Below are 14,091 nucleotides of genomic sequence, written 5' to 3'. Positions count from 1 at the left end.
GGTTTGATGACGGACGCGACCGCGACTCATCACGACGACCACACCCCCAGCCTCTGGGACTGGAAGCGCTGGCTCTATTCGACCAACCACAAGGACATCGGCACGATGTACCTCGTCTTCGCCATCATGGCGGGCGTGGTCGGCGGCGCGATGTCCGGCCTGATGCGCTGGGAGCTGGCCGAGCCGGGCCTTCAGATCTTCAACAACGGGTTCTGGGGCAACGAGCACGACTACAACGTCATCACCACGATGCACGGCCTGATCATGATCTTCTTCATGGTCATGCCTGCGATGATCGGCGGCTTCGGCAACTGGTTCGTGCCGCTGATGATCGGTGCGCCGGACATGGCGTTCCCGCGCATGAACAACATCTCGTTCTGGCTGCTGCCCTTCTCGTTCATCCTGATCATCATCTCGATGTTCGTGCCCGGCGTGGGCGGGGAGAACGGCTTCGGCGGCGGCTGGGTGATGTACCCGCCATTGTCGACGACCGGCCATAACGGCCCGGCCTTCGATCTGGTGATCTTCGCGCTTCACATCGCGGGCATCAGCTCGATCCTGGGCGCGATCAACTTCATCACGACCATCTTCAACATGCGCGCGCCGGGCATGACCCTGCACAAGATGCCGCTGTTCGTGTGGTCGATCCTGGTGACCGCCTTCCTGCTGCTGCTCGCCGTTCCGGTTCTGGCCGGCGCGCTGACCATGCTGATCACCGACCGCAATTTCGGGACGACCTTCTTCGATCCCGCCGGCGGCGGCGACCCGGTCATGTACCAGCACCTGTTCTGGTTCTTCGGTCACCCCGAAGTGTACATCCTGATCCTGCCGGGCTTCGGCATGATCAGCCACATCGTGTCGACCTTCTCGAAAAAGCCCGTGTTCGGCTATCTGGGCATGGCCTACGCCATGGTCGCGATCGGCTTCATCGGCTTCATCGTGTGGGCTCACCACATGTACACGGTCGGCCTGAACGTGAACCTGAAAGCCTATTTCGTGGCCGCCACGATGATCATCGCGGTGCCGACCGGCATCAAGATCTTCTCCTGGATCGCCACGATGTGGGGCGGCTCGATCAGCTTCCGCACGCCGATGCTCTACGCGATCGGGTTCATCTTCCTGTTCACCGTGGGCGGCGTGACCGGCGTGGTGCTGGCGAACGCCGGCGTCGACCAGTCGCTGCACGACACCTACTACGTGGTGGCGCACTTCCACTACGTGCTGTCCCTGGGCGCGGTGTTCTCGATCTTCGCCGGGTTCTACTACTGGTTCGAGAAGATCTTCGGGGTGAAGTACAACTCGCTGCTCGCCCGGACGCAGTTCGTGTTCTTCTTCGTGGGCGCGAACGTGATCTTCTTCCCGCAGCACTTCCTCGGGCTCGCCGGCATGCCGCGCCGCTACGTGGACTACGCCGACGGGTACGCCTTCTGGAACCTCGTGAGCTCCTGGGGCTACGTGATCATGGCGATCGGGATGCTGATCTTCTTCGCCCTGCTCATCGAAGCTGCGATCCGCCGCCGCCCGGCCGAGGCCAATCCGTGGGGCGAAGGCGCGACCACGCTGGAGTGGACCCTGTCCTCTCCGCCGCCCTTCCACCAGTTCAACGAGCTGCCGAAAATCAAGTAGGCCGCGCGTTGATCGCTCTAGTCAGGAACTGACGGGACCTTAAGTGACCGACACTTCCGCAAACGTCGAAACGGGCGGCGCCGCGAACGCGGCGTCGCCCGACGCATACCGCCCCGCCGCCGCTGCGGCGGGCTGGCGCGACTATTTCGACCTGATGAAACCGCGGGTGATGACGCTCGTGGTGTTCACGGGGCTGGCCGGCCTGGTGGCTGCGCCGGGCGCGATGAACCCGCTGGCCGCGGCGATCGCGATTCTGTGCATCGCCGTGGGCGCGGGCGCGGCGGGCGCGTTCAACATGGCCTATGACGCGGACATCGACGCGGTGATGAAGCGCACCCGGCGCCGTCCCGTCCCCACCGGCCGTGTGCCGGCGGGCGAGGCCTATGCGTTCTCAGGCGTGATGAGCCTGGCTTCGGTGCTGCTGATGGCGCTGGCGACGAATTATGTCGCGGCGGGGCTTCTGGCGTTCTCGATCTTCTTCTACGCCGTGATCTATACGATGTGGCTGAAGCGCTCGACGCCGCAGAACATCGTGATCGGCGGCGCGGCGGGCGCCTTTCCGCCGATGATCGGCTGGGCCGCGGTCACCGGTACGGTGAGCCTCGACGCGCTGATCCTGTTCGCCATCATCTTCTTCTGGACGCCGCCGCACTCCTGGGCGCTGGCGCTCTACAAGTCCGGTGATTACGCCGCCGCCGCCGTGCCGATGATGCCGGTCGCCAGGGGCGCGAAATCCACCCGGACCCAGATCGTGCTCTACACCGCGCTCTATCTCGCCGCGACGGCCGGTCCGCTTCTGACCGGGCTGGGCGGGACGGTCTACGCGGTCGCCTCCATCGTCGGCGGCGGGGTGTTCGCGCTTCTGGCGCTCAGGGTGTTCGGCTCGCGCGCCGGCGACGTGCCGAACGCCGAGGACGAGCTTTACGCCGTGCGCGCCGGGGACAAGGCCGCGCGCGACCTCTTCGCCTATTCCATCGCGCATCTGTCGCTCCTGTTCGCCGCGCTTCTGGCCGAGCACGGCGCGGGCGCGCACGTCCCGCTCGGGCCGCTGTTCTAGGAGCCGCCGATGAGCAACGAACCCCTCCGCGACGTCCACGGCGAGCCGATCGAGACGGTCGAGCTCACCGCCGAGGAAAAGGCTGCGCGCAAGCGCCGGAACCTGGCCATCGCGCTGGGCCTTGTGGCGTTCATCGTGCTGATTTTCCTCACGACCGTGCTGCGACTGACCCACAACTACAATACGGGAGGCTGAGGTGATCGGGCGTCTTCTGGACAGGCTTGACCGCAACGCGAAGGTCTTCGCCGTCTGCGCCGGCGTGGTCGCCGGCATGGTCGGCATGGCCTACGCCGCGGTGCCGCTCTACGACCTGTTCTGCCGGGTCACGGGGTATGGCGGCACCACACAGATCGCCCAGTACGATCCCGGCCAGATCCTCGACCGGGAAGTCACCGTGCGCTTCGACGCCTCGGTCAATCGCGACTTCCCCTGGAGTTTCGAGCCGCTGCAGCGCGAGATGACCGTGCGCGTGGGCGAAACCGCTCTGGCCTTCTACCGCGCGACCAACACCACCGGCCGGCCGGTGACGGGCGTTGCGAGCTACAACGTCACCCCGTTCAAGGCGGGGCCGTACTTCTCCAAGCTGGAATGCTTCTGCTTCAACGAGCAGACGCTGCAGCCGGGCGAATCGATGGACATGCCGGTGATCTTCTTCGTCGATCCTTTGATGGACGAGGAGCAGCGCCTCAACGACGTGCGCACGATCACGCTGAGCTACACTTTCTTCGCCTCCGGCGACGAAGGAATTTACGAGACCGCGCAGGCGCAAACAGGCGCCGGCGAAGCGTCTTAAGCGCGCGCCGCAGTTTCAGGCGCGTATCGGAATGGACGACCGGGTAGGGCGGGGCTATACCGCCGCCACCTGGGAATAGGGACTGGCAGGAGACGATCATGGCCGGCGGAGCCGTCAAACACGATTACCATCTCGTCGATCCGAGCCCGTGGCCCTTCGTGGGCTCGCTCGGCGCGTTCCTCATGGCGTTCGGCCTCGTGATCTTCATGAAGGGTCTGACGACCGACGACGCCAGCTGGACCTATTTCTTCTTCGCCAAGGACTCGCCCTGGATCCTGATCCTGGGCACGCTGGTCGTGCTCTACACGATGTTCGGCTGGTGGGGCGACGTCATCAAGGAATCGCTCAAGGGCGACCACACCCCGGTGGTCGATCTGGGCCTTCGCTACGGGATGATCCTGTTCATCGTCTCCGAAGTGATGTTCTTCGCCGCCTGGTTCTGGATCTTCTTCGAGGCCGCCCTGTTCCACGACGTCCGTGCGGGCGTGGAGTGGTACGGCCCGGCCATCGGCGCGGACTTCACCGGCTGGGAAAGCTGGCCGCCGCCGGGTGTGGAGACCTTCGATCCCTTCCACCTGCCGCTGATCAACACGCTGGTCCTTCTGCTGTCGGGCACCACGGTGACCTGGGCGCATCACGCGCTGCAGCACGGCGACCGCAAGGGCGCCAAGCTCGGCCTGCTGCTCACGGTCGTTCTCGGCCTGTGCTTCAGCGCACTGCAGGTCTACGAGTACACCCACGCCCATTTCGACTTCGCCGGCAATCTCTACGGCGCGTCCTTCTTCATGGCGACGGGCTTCCACGGCGCGCACGTCATCATCGGGACGATCTTCCTGGCGGTGTGTCTGATCCGTCTGATGGCGGGTCACTTCACCCCCCAGAAGCATTTCGGCTTCGAGGCGGCCGCCTGGTACTGGCACTTCGTCGACGTGGTGTGGCTGTTCCTCTTCGTCTTCGTCTACGTCGCCTTCCAGTAAGCCCGGCGTGCACGCCGACAGACCGAGCCCCGTTCTCGCAGCCTTACGCGGGCGTTGCCCGCGCTGCGGGACGGGGCGTCTGTTTTCCGGCTATCTGAAATTCGCCGGCGCCTGCGAGAGCTGCGGGCTCGACTTCAGCGGCGAGGACGCCGGCGACGGCCCCGCCGTGCTGATCATGTTCCTGGTCGGGCTGATCGTGGTGCCGCTGGCGCTGGTGGTCGAACTCGCCGCCGCCCCGCCGATCTGGCTTCACATGCTGCTCTGGCTGCCGCTGTCGATCGGTCTGGCCGCCGCCATGCTCCGCCCGTTCAAGGGCGCGATGTTCGCCCTTCAGCACATGCACGGCGCAAGGGAAGCCCGGCTGGACGAAGACGATTGAGCGCCCCCCACCCCGACCCTCCCCCGGTGGGGGAGGGAGGGGCGTTTCGGCGCCGGCCCATCTCCGGTTCAGGCCGTGACGACCTCCCCCCAGCTCGCCCCCCGCTCGCTCTGACGGCGAACCCATCCCTCCCTCCCCTCGAGGGGAGGGCCGGGGTGGGGTGTGGCCGCATGCTCCGGCCTCGACGAACCTGACCGGTCGACGACGGCCCGCGATGCGGTACGATCCCGCGCCCACAGGGAGGTCCTCATGGCCGAAAACAAGACCAAGCCCACCGCCGTCCCGGTCGAGGAGTTCCTCGACAGCGTGGAGCCCGACGCCAAGCGCGAGGAAGCGAAGGCGCTGGACGCGCTGTTCCGCAAGGTCACCGGCTGGGCGCCGGTGATGTGGGGCCCGTCCATGATCGGCTACGGGCAGTATCACTACAGATACGAAAGCGGCCGGGAGGGCGATTTCCTCGCCACCGGGTTCTCGCCGCGCAAGGCCAGGCACTCGATCTACATCCTGCCCGGATACAGCGATTACAGCGACATCCTCGCCCGGCTGGGCAGACACGATCACGGCAAGAGCTGCCTTTACGTGAAAAAACTCGCAGACATCGATCTGGACGTGCTCGCCGAACTGATCGAAGCGGGGGTGCGGGACCTGTCGCAGCAATATCCCGTCAAACCGAGCTAGGAGGCCGCCCTTGGCCCGATCGCCGAAACAGACCGTCCGCGCCTGGGTGGAGGCCTTCAACTCGGGCGACGCGGAGCGTGTGGCCGCGTTCTATCACGAGGATGCCGTGAACCATCAGGTCGCCTACGGCCCGATCGAAGGCCGGGCGGCGATCCGCGCCATGTTCGAGACCGAGTTTTCCCGCGCCGAAATGGTGTGCGAGATCGAGAACCTCTTCGAGGACGGCGACTGGGCGATCCTGGAGTGGACCGACCCGTTGGGCCTGCGAGGCTGCGGGTTCTTCAAGATCGAGGACGGGCGCATCCGGCTTCAGCGCGGCTATTTCGATAAGCTCAGCTTTTTCCGCGCTCAGGGGCTGCCGCTCGAAGACGCCTTGAAAGCGGGCGTCTGAGCGGGGATGACCAAAACCGTCGTCATCCACACCGACGGCGCCTGCTCGGGCAATCCCGGGCCGGGCGGCTGGGGCGCGGTGCTTCAGTACGGAAAGCACGAGAAAGAGCTTTCCGGCGCCGAGGCCGAGACCACGAACAACCGCATGGAGCTGATGGCGGCGATCGCCGCGCTCGAGGCGCTGAAACGCCGCTCCGAGGTGCGCCTCGTCACCGACAGCACCTATGTGCGCGACGGGGTGACGAAGTGGATCCACGGCTGGAAGCGGAACGGCTGGAAGACCGCCGCCAAGAAGCCGGTGAAGAACGAGGATCTCTGGCGCCGGCTCGATACGATCGCGCAGAAGCACGACGTCACCTGGGAATGGGTGAAGGGCCATGCCGGCCACCCCGAGAACGAACGCGCCGACGAGCTTGCGCGCAAGGCGATCGAGACGTTGTCCGGCGATTGAGCCCTCACGCTGCCATCTGGCAGCCCAGCGCCTGGCACGCCTTCATCGAGCCCCAGAAGATGCGCACGCGGCCAAACCCGGCGTTCTGCAGGACCGACGCGGCGATTGTGGCGCGCTGACCCGTGCCGCACAGCACGATCCAGTCGCGGTCCCTGTCGAGTTCGCCCAAGCGTTCGGGCAGTTCGCCGGCGTAGATGTTCACCGCGCCGTCCAGATGGCCGCTGTCAAACTCGTCCGGGCTCCTGACATCAAGGACGCCCGGCGCGTCGCCGCCCTCGATCAGCGCCTTGAAGCCCGGCCCGTCGATGGAGGGTATCGCATCGACCGGATAGCCCGCGCTGGCCCAGGCGCTGACCCCGCCCTTCAGATACCCTTCCACCCGGTCATAGCCCATGCGCGCGAGCTGCAGCCGCGCTTCGTCGGCCTGATCGGGGCTCGCCGCGATCAGGCCCAAAGGCGTGTCATAGGGCAGAAGCCAGCCGGCGAAGCCTGACAGAAGGCTGATCGGCAGGGCGACAGACCCTGGCGGATGACCGCCCGCATAGCTTTCCGCCATCAGTACGTCGACCGCGATCATCCCCTCTTTCATGCGCCGAATGAAGGCGTCGGCGTCGATGGGGCGCGGCGGGGCGGGCCGGGGACCGAGCGCGGGCGCCCCACCGGCGTTCAGCGTCTCCATCATGCGGAAATAGGGCGGTTGTTCATGGCGCTCGGCGGTCTTGGCGTCGATGAAGTCTTCGCGGCCGAGCTTCAGCCGGGGATTGTTCGCGCGCTCATAGCCGATCGTGGAGAAATCCCGGCTGGCCATGCCTGACCCGCACACCGAGCCCGAGCCGTGGGCGGGCCAGATCACGGCTTGATCGCCCAGCGGCAGGATCTTCTCGAAGATCGAGTCGTAGAGCATGCCCGAGACTTCCTCGTCCCGGCCGGGATAGAAGTCGGTGCGCCCGACATCGCCGACGAACAGCGCGTCGCCGGTGAACACCCCGATCGGGGTGTCCCCGGTCTCGTGATGGCGCAGGACCAGCGAAATCGAATCCATCGTGTGGCCGGGCGTGTGCAGCACCTCGAGGCTGGCTTCGCCCACATGTACGCGCTCGCCCTCGGGCGCGGCCTCGGCGTAATGCACCTTGAACTCGTCGGTGGGCCCGCGCAGCACCGTCGCGCCGGTGCGCCGGCTGAGATCCTCCGCGCCGGAGACATAGTCCTCGTTGCGGTGGGTCTCGAAGATGAAATCGATATGCACGCCGCGGGCGCGCGCCATCTCTTCATAGACCTCGAAATCGCGCCTGGGGTCGATCACGGCGGCCCGCTCGCCGTCGCCCACCATGTAGGACAGATGGCTCAGCCCCTCGGTCTTGATCGTCTCGACAAACATGAAAACGCCCTCGCGCCGCTGGCGCGAGACCAACGGGGCGAGGGCGGGGTGAGTTCCGGGCTCGGGCGCGCCGCCGCTGCTGCGCGCAGCGCCGATCTGGCGGAACGTCTTCGCGGGGCCTAGTGTTCGCTGGCGCCATCGCCGTGCGGAGATTTTGATCCATGACCGAGCCGTTCGCGCTGTTCGCGCCTGTCTTCGAGGCGGACACCAACACGCTGCGCTTCGGCTATGAGGTTCCCGGCTTCGGCCGCTTCGAAGAGACGGTGCGGTTTCCTGAAGAGGCGCGCCTCACCGACATCGAACCCGAGCTGCGCGAGGCGCTGGCCGCGATCGCCGCAATCGTGATCGGGACGAGCTATTACAAGGCGAAACCTGCCGGCGCGCTGCGCTTCGGGTTCGCTCTGACCGAAGCGGCCGAACGGGTCGCGCTGCTCGCCTACGGGCCGGGGCTGGGCGAGTTCTATGTGAGAAACGGGCTCGACTACCCGCCCGCGCTGAGCCTCGCCGCCGACCGCGCTCCGGCCCGGCGCGGCGCGCCGGGCGAGGGGCGCAGGGCGGTCACCGCCTTTGGCGGCGGCAAGGACAGCCACGTGGCAAGCGATCTGGTCCGCCGCGCCGGCGGCGAGGCCGAGCGGGTCTCGGTCATCCTGTCTGAAAAGGTCGGCGACCGGCTCCAGACGATGAGCGAGACCGATGTGATCCTGATCCGCCGCACGATCGATGCGCGCCTGATCGAGATTTCGAAATCCGGCCAGGCGCTGAACGGGCATATCCCGATCACCGCGATCAACTCGGCTCTGCTGGGGATTTACGCCGCGGCGCGGGGCCTGGACTGGGTCGTGTTCGCCAACGAGCGCGCGGCCAGCGAGCCGACCATGCAGTCAGGCGGCGCGGCGGTGAACCATCAGTATTCCAAATCGCTCGAATTCGAGGACGCGCTGCGCGCCGGCTTCGAGGCGGCCGGGGCCGGATTCTCCTATTTCTCGGTGCTGCGACCGGTCTCGGAACTCTGGACCGCGCACTATCTCGCCACCCGCGCCGAGCACGCGTTGCCGATCTTTGCGAGCTGCAACCGCAATTTCGTCTTCGCAGGCGATAACGCCCTGCCCGAGGGGCGGCGCTGGTGCGGAAAGTGCGCGAAATGCGTCTACACCGCCGTGCTGCTGGCGCCCTTCCTGCCGGTCGACCGGCATGCGGAGATATTCCAGTCCCGGCCTTTGCACGACGAGGCCAATCTCGATCACCTCGTCGAGATCGCCGGGCTCACCGGCGCGAAACCCTGGGAGTGCGTGGGCGAGACCCGAGAGGTGGCCGCAGCGCTCGCCCATCTTTCCGCCGCGCCGGGCTGGCGCGACGCGCCGCTGATCGCCCGGGTGAAGGACCGGCTGACCGAGCGCTGGGACCTCTCGGAGCTTCAGCACACCTGGGGCAGATCGCTCGACGCGCGGTCCGAACACCGCATGCCCGAGCCGGTCGCCGAGGCGGCGGGGGCCTAAAGCGCCTTCGCGGCCGCAGTAAACGCCGCGCCGCGCTCGGCGAAGCTCTGATAGGCCGAGCATCTCGGTGCGGCGGGGCTCAAAAGCACCACGCCGCCGGTCTTCACCGCGTCGAAAGCCGCTGCCACGGCATCCTCGATCTCGGGGACCGCTTGCGTGATCGCCGCATGGCGGGTCGCGGAGAGCGCCTCGGCGATGCGCGGGCCGTTGTCCTTCAGGCAGATGACGGCGGCCAGGTTGTCGGCCTTGTCGAGCTCTTTGGCGAGCCAGGCGTAGTCCTGCTCGCGCTCCTCGCCGCCCAGAAGCAGGGCGACGGGCCGGCCGGCGAAGGCGCTGACCGCATGAACGCAGGCCTCAGGCGTGGTCGCGAGGCCGTCGTCGACGAAGATCACGCCGCCTGTCTCGTGTACGGTCTGAAGCCGGTGCGGCAGGCCCTTGAAGCTCGACAGGCTCTCGAACGCGGCCCTGGCGTCCAGGCCCAGGCTGTCGATCAGCGCGAGCCCCGCGCAGGCGTTGAGCGCGTTATGGCCGCCGGGCAGGGCGGCGATCGGGCCCCAGCGCTCATTCTTGTAGACCACCGCGCCGTCGCGGGCGTGAAACCCGTCTTCGCGGCCGAACCAGACCCGGTTGGGTTGGTGGCCGAACATCTCGATCAGACGCGGATCTGCGGCGTTCATCACCCCGGCGGTGTTGGGATCGAGCCGGGCGAGCCGCGCCTTGTCGCTGCGATAGCGCTCCACCCCCCGGTGCCAGGGCGCGTGATCGTTCGACAGATTGAGGAAAATGAAGCGGTCAGGCGCATGCACCAGGTCGGCGATCTGATAGCTCGACATCTCGAGCACCACCGTCTCCGCCTCGCGCGGGGCCAGCAGCGCGGGGTCGCCGATATTGCCCGCCAGCGCGGCGTTCACGCCGGCGCCGCGCAGCATGTGATGCAGCAGGGCCGAGCTCGTCGACTTGCCCTTGGTGCCGGTGACCGCGAAGACGCTCTGGGTCTTCGGCTTTCGCGCGAAGAACAGATTGGTCTGGCTGGTCAGCGCCGCGCCGGCCTTCAGCGCGGCGTCCAGGCGCGGGTCATAGAGGCTGACGCCGGGGCTTTTGACGATGAGCGGATTGCGGCCGGCGCGCACGGCGGCCTCGAGATCGTCTTCGGCGATCCAGCGCACGCCCTGGGGCAGGCCGGCGGGTTCCTTGGCGTCGACGATCGTGATCGCCGCGTCCGGCGCTTCGGCCAGAACGAGGTCGAGCACGGCCCGGCCTTCGCGGCCGAGGCCCCAGATGAGGATGTCACCACGATCCTGAAGACGATCGGACATGAAACGCCCTTTTTCGATGACGAAGCGGCCGTGTTTCACCACGAAGCCGACGAGGTCTGTCCCCGCTTTTTTCTAATCGCGCTCGCTCGCCGGACGTTGCGCGGCGGCGCGCAGCTTGTGATCGGCGAGCACCAGCGCAGCCATCGCCTCGACCACCGGAACGGCTCTGATTCCGACGCACGGATCGTGGCGGCCCTTGGTGGAAACCGTTGTTTCTTCGAGATCTTTCGTCAGCGTGCGCCGCTCGGTCAGGATCGAGCTGGTCGGCTTGATCGCCACCCTCATGACGATGTCCTGACCGGTCGAGATGCCGCCCAGCACCCCGCCGTTATGGTTGGACAGAAATTCAGGACCGCCGTCAGGGCCGCGCCGCATCTCGTCGGCCGCCTCCGCCCCGGTCATCGCCGCGGCGGCGAATCCCGCCCCGATTTCAAAGGCTTTGGCCGCATTCACGCTCAGCATCGCGCTCGCCAGATCGGCGTCCAGCTTGCCGTAAACCGGCGCTCCCCAGCCCGCCGGAACGCCCGAAACCCGGCACTCGACGATTGCACCAAAAGAGTTTCCGGACTTGCGCGCGGCGTCCATGTCCTCGGCCCAGAGCGCGGCGGTTTCAGCGTCAGGGCAGAAGAAGTCGTTGTTATCAATCGCGTTCCAGTCCCAGCGTTCAGCCTCGATCCGGCGCGGGCCGATCTGGATCAGCGCAGCGCGCACCGACACTTCGGAGCCCAGCACCTTCCGCGCGATCGCGCCCGCGGCCACCCGCATCGCGGTCTCCCGTGCGCTCGACCGCCCGCCGCCGCGATAGTCGCGGACGCCGTATTTCATGTCGTAGGTGAAATCTGCGTGCCCCGGCCGCCACTTGTCGCGAATGTCTGAATAGTCCTTCGAGCGCTGGTCGACGTTCTCGATCATCAGCGAAATCGGAGCGCCTGTCGTGACCTGGCCGCCTGTGCGCTCGTCCTCGAACACGCCGGACAGGATCTTCACCTGATCGGGTTCGCGGCGCTGGGTGACGTGGCGCGACGTGCCCGGCTTTCGCTTGTCGAGATAGGGCTGGATGTCGGCTTCGGTCAGCGCGAGCCCCGCCGGACAGCCGTCGACCACGCAGCCGATCGCGGGCCCGTGGCTTTCACCCCAGCTGGTGAAGCGGAACAGATGGCCGAAACTGTTGTGAGACATGGGCTAACGCGTCTTCGAGGATCCGGCGCGCACCATAGGCGAGCCGGGCCGCTGCGTCACGCCGCGCCGCGCCTCGCCCAGCTGACCAGCCGGGCGGCGGGGCTTTTCTTGACGAAGGCCTCGTAAAAGCCGCGCAGCAGCCCGGCGTTGGCCTCGGCTTCCTCACGGGCGGCTTGTTCGGCGAAGGCCTTGTCGCGCTCGATCCGGCGCTGGCGTTCGGCTTCGCCCTCGCCGAGATCGGCGTCGACCATGTGGTCGCGGACGGCCACGTGTACGCGCCAGTTGGAATCCCCGATCGGGACCAGAACCGTTCCGGTTTTCACGCCCACCGGAATGCGCACCATGGTCTCGCGATCCTCGATCCTGATCGTTCGGAGCCCGCCCTTGCGCGCTTCTTCCGGCGTGATTTCGAGATCATGCCGACGCGGCGCATGAATGCGTAGCACTTCGTACGCCTTCAAAAGCCTCTGCAGCTTCATCAGCGTGTCCGGCGTTTCCTTCGCGGTGTCGGGATGGACCTGCTTGACGAGCGCACGGAAGCGGGCGCGGACTTCAGAGAAGTCTTCGCCACCGGCGAGGCCGAACGCCCTGTAGGCGGCCATGACGGCTTCCGAACGTGAACTCATGGGGCTTATTTAAGGGCTGTGAGGTTTTCGAAAGGTTGACCGATCGCGCGCATCGACTAATTCCGGCAGCTGTTCTGATCGAAAGGCAAGGTCTTGAGCCGCAAGGACATAATCCCGCCCAGCCCTGACGAGGCCGATTACGCGGCGTCACAAACTCCGCCTGAGGACATCTTCACCCGCGAAGATCCGTTCGCGCTGTTCGAAGACTGGATGGCTGCGGCGAAAAAGTCCGAGCCGAACGATCCCAATGCGGTCGCGCTCGCCACCGCCGACGCGCAGGGCCTGCCTGACGTGCGCATGGTGCTCCTCAAGGACGTCGATGCGCGCGGCTTCGTGTTCTACACCAACACCGAAAGCGCCAAGGGAAGCCAGCTCGGCGAGAACCCCAACGCGGCGCTGTGCTTTCACTGGAAATCGCTGCGCCGCCAGGTGCGGGTGCGCGGACCTGTGACCCGCGTGCCCGACGCCGAAGCCGACGCCTATTTCCAGAGCCGGGCGCGCGACAGCCGTATCGGCGCCTGGGCCTCGCGCCAGAGCCGGCCGCTGGAAAGCCGCTTCGCGCTTGAAAAGGCGGTCGCAGGCTATGCGGCGAAGTTCAATTTCGGCGACATTCCGCGGCCCGAGTTCTGGACCGGCTTCCGGCTCAGCCCGATTCATGTCGAGTTCTGGCGCGACCGCGCCTTCCGCCTGCACGACCGGATGGCGTTCGACCGGACCGGCGAAGACGCGCCCTGGTCGGTCACGCGCCTGTATCCCTGAGCGGGTTTTGGTATAGAGTTTATTCAGGCAGGGTTATCGCGAAGGGGAGGGCGCGGCGTGCTCAACATTTTCAGGATCATCCGTCATCTGGTCGTCGGGATCGCCGCCACGCTGGCGATCGGCGTGCCCCTCTGGTTCGTGATCACCGCGTTCGGGGGCAAGTTCGATATCTGGACCCCGCTCGACGCGTTTCGTCATGTCAGAAGCTATGCGGGGATCCTGCTGCCCGCCGCGGCCATCGCCGGCGTGGCGGCGCTGATCGTCGCGGTGCTGTTCCGGGTGGTGTTCGGGTCTAAGAACGCGCCGGGCGCGGGCGGCTACATCGCCGGTTTCGCCGCGCTGGCGGTCGGTCTGGGCGGCATTCTTTACGCCCAGCAGGTGCGGGCCATGGCCGCCGGCGTACCGCCCATCCACGACATCACCACCGATTTCGAAAATCCGCCCGGCTTCACCCAGGCCCTGCTGGACCGGCGCGGGCCGAACTCGAACCCCGTCGGATATGAAGGCAAGACCGTCACCGACGCGGACTGGGTCGATCCGCACTGGGCGGGCCGCCTGCTTCCGGGCGTGCAGACCGAAGCCTACCCGGACGTGCGCCCGGTCGAACTCGACCTGCCGCCGCAGCGCGCTTACGCGCTGGCGCTCGATACGGCCAAGGATGTCGGCTGGACGGTGACCGCGGACTCAGAGCGCGCGCTGAGCTTCGAGGGCACGGCGGAGACCTTCTGGTTCGGGTTCGAGGACGATGTCAGCGTGCGGGTCACGCCGACCGAGGACGGCGGATCGCGCATCGACATGCGCTCGATCAGCCGGGTCGGGCTCAGTGATCTCGGCGCCAACGCCGCAAGGCTGGAACTCTACGCCGAGCGTCTGCGTGAGCGCGCAGGCGAGACGGGGTAGGCGCCGAGCGGCGCAGGGATCTCGTCCCCGTAATCATCGCGTGTTACCTTGTACACATGAGCACACATTCTTCCGCCTCAACGACC

General features: G+C 66.7%; 16 protein-coding genes. 12 read left to right on the top strand and 4 right to left on the bottom strand.

The window, feature by feature from the left end; genetic code table 11:
• Positions 1-6: 6 nt before the first annotated feature.
• The 9 genes from ctaD to rnhA all read left to right on the top strand — a co-directional run bounded on the left by ctaD (position 7) and on the right by rnhA (position 6,351).
• On the top strand, positions 7-1,626 hold the full coding sequence (gene ctaD, locus ABL308_00290; GenBank protein XBQ16332.1) for a cytochrome c oxidase subunit I: 1,620 nt from the start codon (positions 7-9) through the stop codon (positions 1,624-1,626).
• A gap of 43 nt (positions 1,627-1,669) precedes the next feature.
• Positions 1,670-2,683 carry a heme o synthase gene (locus ABL308_00285; protein XBQ16331.1) on the top strand — a complete coding sequence of 338 codons (1,014 nt, stop codon included), beginning with the start codon at positions 1,670-1,672 and terminating at the stop codon, positions 2,681-2,683.
• Between the two features lie 9 nt (positions 2,684-2,692).
• The gene (locus ABL308_00280) at positions 2,693-2,878 is read left to right on the top strand and encodes a hypothetical protein (protein XBQ16330.1); all 186 of its coding nucleotides are present in this window, start codon (positions 2,693-2,695) and stop codon (positions 2,876-2,878) included.
• Position 2,879: 1 nt separating this feature from the next.
• Complete coding sequence (locus ABL308_00275; protein XBQ16329.1) at positions 2,880-3,476, top strand: cytochrome c oxidase assembly protein; 597 nt, start codon at positions 2,880-2,882, stop codon at positions 3,474-3,476.
• A 98-nt stretch (positions 3,477-3,574) separates the two neighbouring features.
• The gene (locus ABL308_00270; GenBank protein ID XBQ16328.1) at positions 3,575-4,453 is read left to right on the top strand and encodes a cytochrome c oxidase subunit 3; all 879 of its coding nucleotides are present in this window, start codon (positions 3,575-3,577) and stop codon (positions 4,451-4,453) included.
• Between the two features lie 7 nt (positions 4,454-4,460).
• Positions 4,461-4,832, top strand: a complete 372-nt coding sequence (locus tag ABL308_00265; GenBank protein ID XBQ16327.1) for a DUF983 domain-containing protein — start codon at positions 4,461-4,463, stop codon at positions 4,830-4,832.
• Positions 4,833-5,081: 249 nt separating this feature from the next.
• Positions 5,082-5,510: a DUF1801 domain-containing protein gene (locus tag ABL308_00260; GenBank protein XBQ16326.1), complete on the top strand. Its 429-nt coding sequence runs from the start codon at positions 5,082-5,084 to the stop codon at positions 5,508-5,510.
• Between the two features lie 10 nt (positions 5,511-5,520).
• Positions 5,521-5,901 carry a nuclear transport factor 2 family protein gene (locus ABL308_00255; protein XBQ16325.1) on the top strand — a complete coding sequence of 127 codons (381 nt, stop codon included), beginning with the start codon at positions 5,521-5,523 and terminating at the stop codon, positions 5,899-5,901.
• A 6-nt stretch (positions 5,902-5,907) separates the two neighbouring features.
• Complete coding sequence (rnhA, locus tag ABL308_00250) at positions 5,908-6,351, top strand: ribonuclease HI (protein ID XBQ16324.1); 444 nt, start codon at positions 5,908-5,910, stop codon at positions 6,349-6,351.
• Positions 6,352-6,355: 4 nt separating this feature from the next.
• Here rnhA and ABL308_00245 read toward each other — a convergent pair whose 3' ends face one another.
• A complete protein-coding gene (locus ABL308_00245) occupies positions 6,356-7,729 on the bottom strand; it encodes a rhodanese-like domain-containing protein (protein XBQ16323.1) in 1,374 nt (457 codons plus the stop codon).
• A 161-nt stretch (positions 7,730-7,890) separates the two neighbouring features.
• Here ABL308_00245 and ABL308_00240 point away from each other — a divergent pair, with 161 nt between their 5' ends.
• Positions 7,891-9,225 (top strand): hypothetical protein, encoded by a 1,335-nt coding sequence (locus ABL308_00240; GenBank protein XBQ16322.1) that lies wholly within the window; start codon positions 7,891-7,893, stop codon positions 9,223-9,225.
• Here the strand turns inward: ABL308_00240 and murD are convergent.
• From murD to ABL308_00225, 3 genes are all read right to left on the bottom strand, one after another.
• A complete protein-coding gene (murD, locus tag ABL308_00235) occupies positions 9,222-10,541 on the bottom strand; it encodes a UDP-N-acetylmuramoyl-L-alanine--D-glutamate ligase (protein XBQ16321.1) in 1,320 nt (439 codons plus the stop codon). The two genes, ABL308_00240 and murD, sit on opposite strands and share 4 nt — an antisense overlap.
• Positions 10,542-10,613: 72 nt before the next feature.
• The gene (gene aroC, locus ABL308_00230) at positions 10,614-11,720 is read right to left on the bottom strand and encodes a chorismate synthase (protein ID XBQ16320.1); all 1,107 of its coding nucleotides are present in this window, start codon (positions 11,718-11,720) and stop codon (positions 10,614-10,616) included.
• Between the two features lie 56 nt (positions 11,721-11,776).
• Complete coding sequence (locus ABL308_00225) at positions 11,777-12,346, bottom strand: DnaJ domain-containing protein (GenBank protein XBQ16319.1); 570 nt, start codon at positions 12,344-12,346, stop codon at positions 11,777-11,779.
• 168 nt (positions 12,347-12,514) lie between these two features.
• On the opposite strand from ABL308_00225, the gene pdxH reads away from it, so the two are divergent.
• Positions 12,515-13,105 (top strand): pyridoxamine 5'-phosphate oxidase, encoded by a 591-nt coding sequence (gene pdxH, locus ABL308_00220; protein ID XBQ17750.1) that lies wholly within the window; start codon positions 12,515-12,517, stop codon positions 13,103-13,105.
• A gap of 57 nt (positions 13,106-13,162) precedes the next feature.
• Entirely contained in the window at positions 13,163-14,005 is an 843-nt protein-coding gene (locus ABL308_00215) for a DUF1499 domain-containing protein (protein ID XBQ16318.1), read from the top strand.
• Positions 14,006-14,091: the final 86 nt, after the last annotated feature.

Source organism: Oceanicaulis sp. (assembly GCA_040112665.1).
In the GTDB taxonomy this organism is placed as follows: domain Bacteria; phylum Pseudomonadota; class Alphaproteobacteria; order Caulobacterales; family Maricaulaceae; genus Oceanicaulis.
Note: the sequence above shows the minus strand (reverse complement) of the source record. Positions and strands in the feature narration are given on the sequence as shown.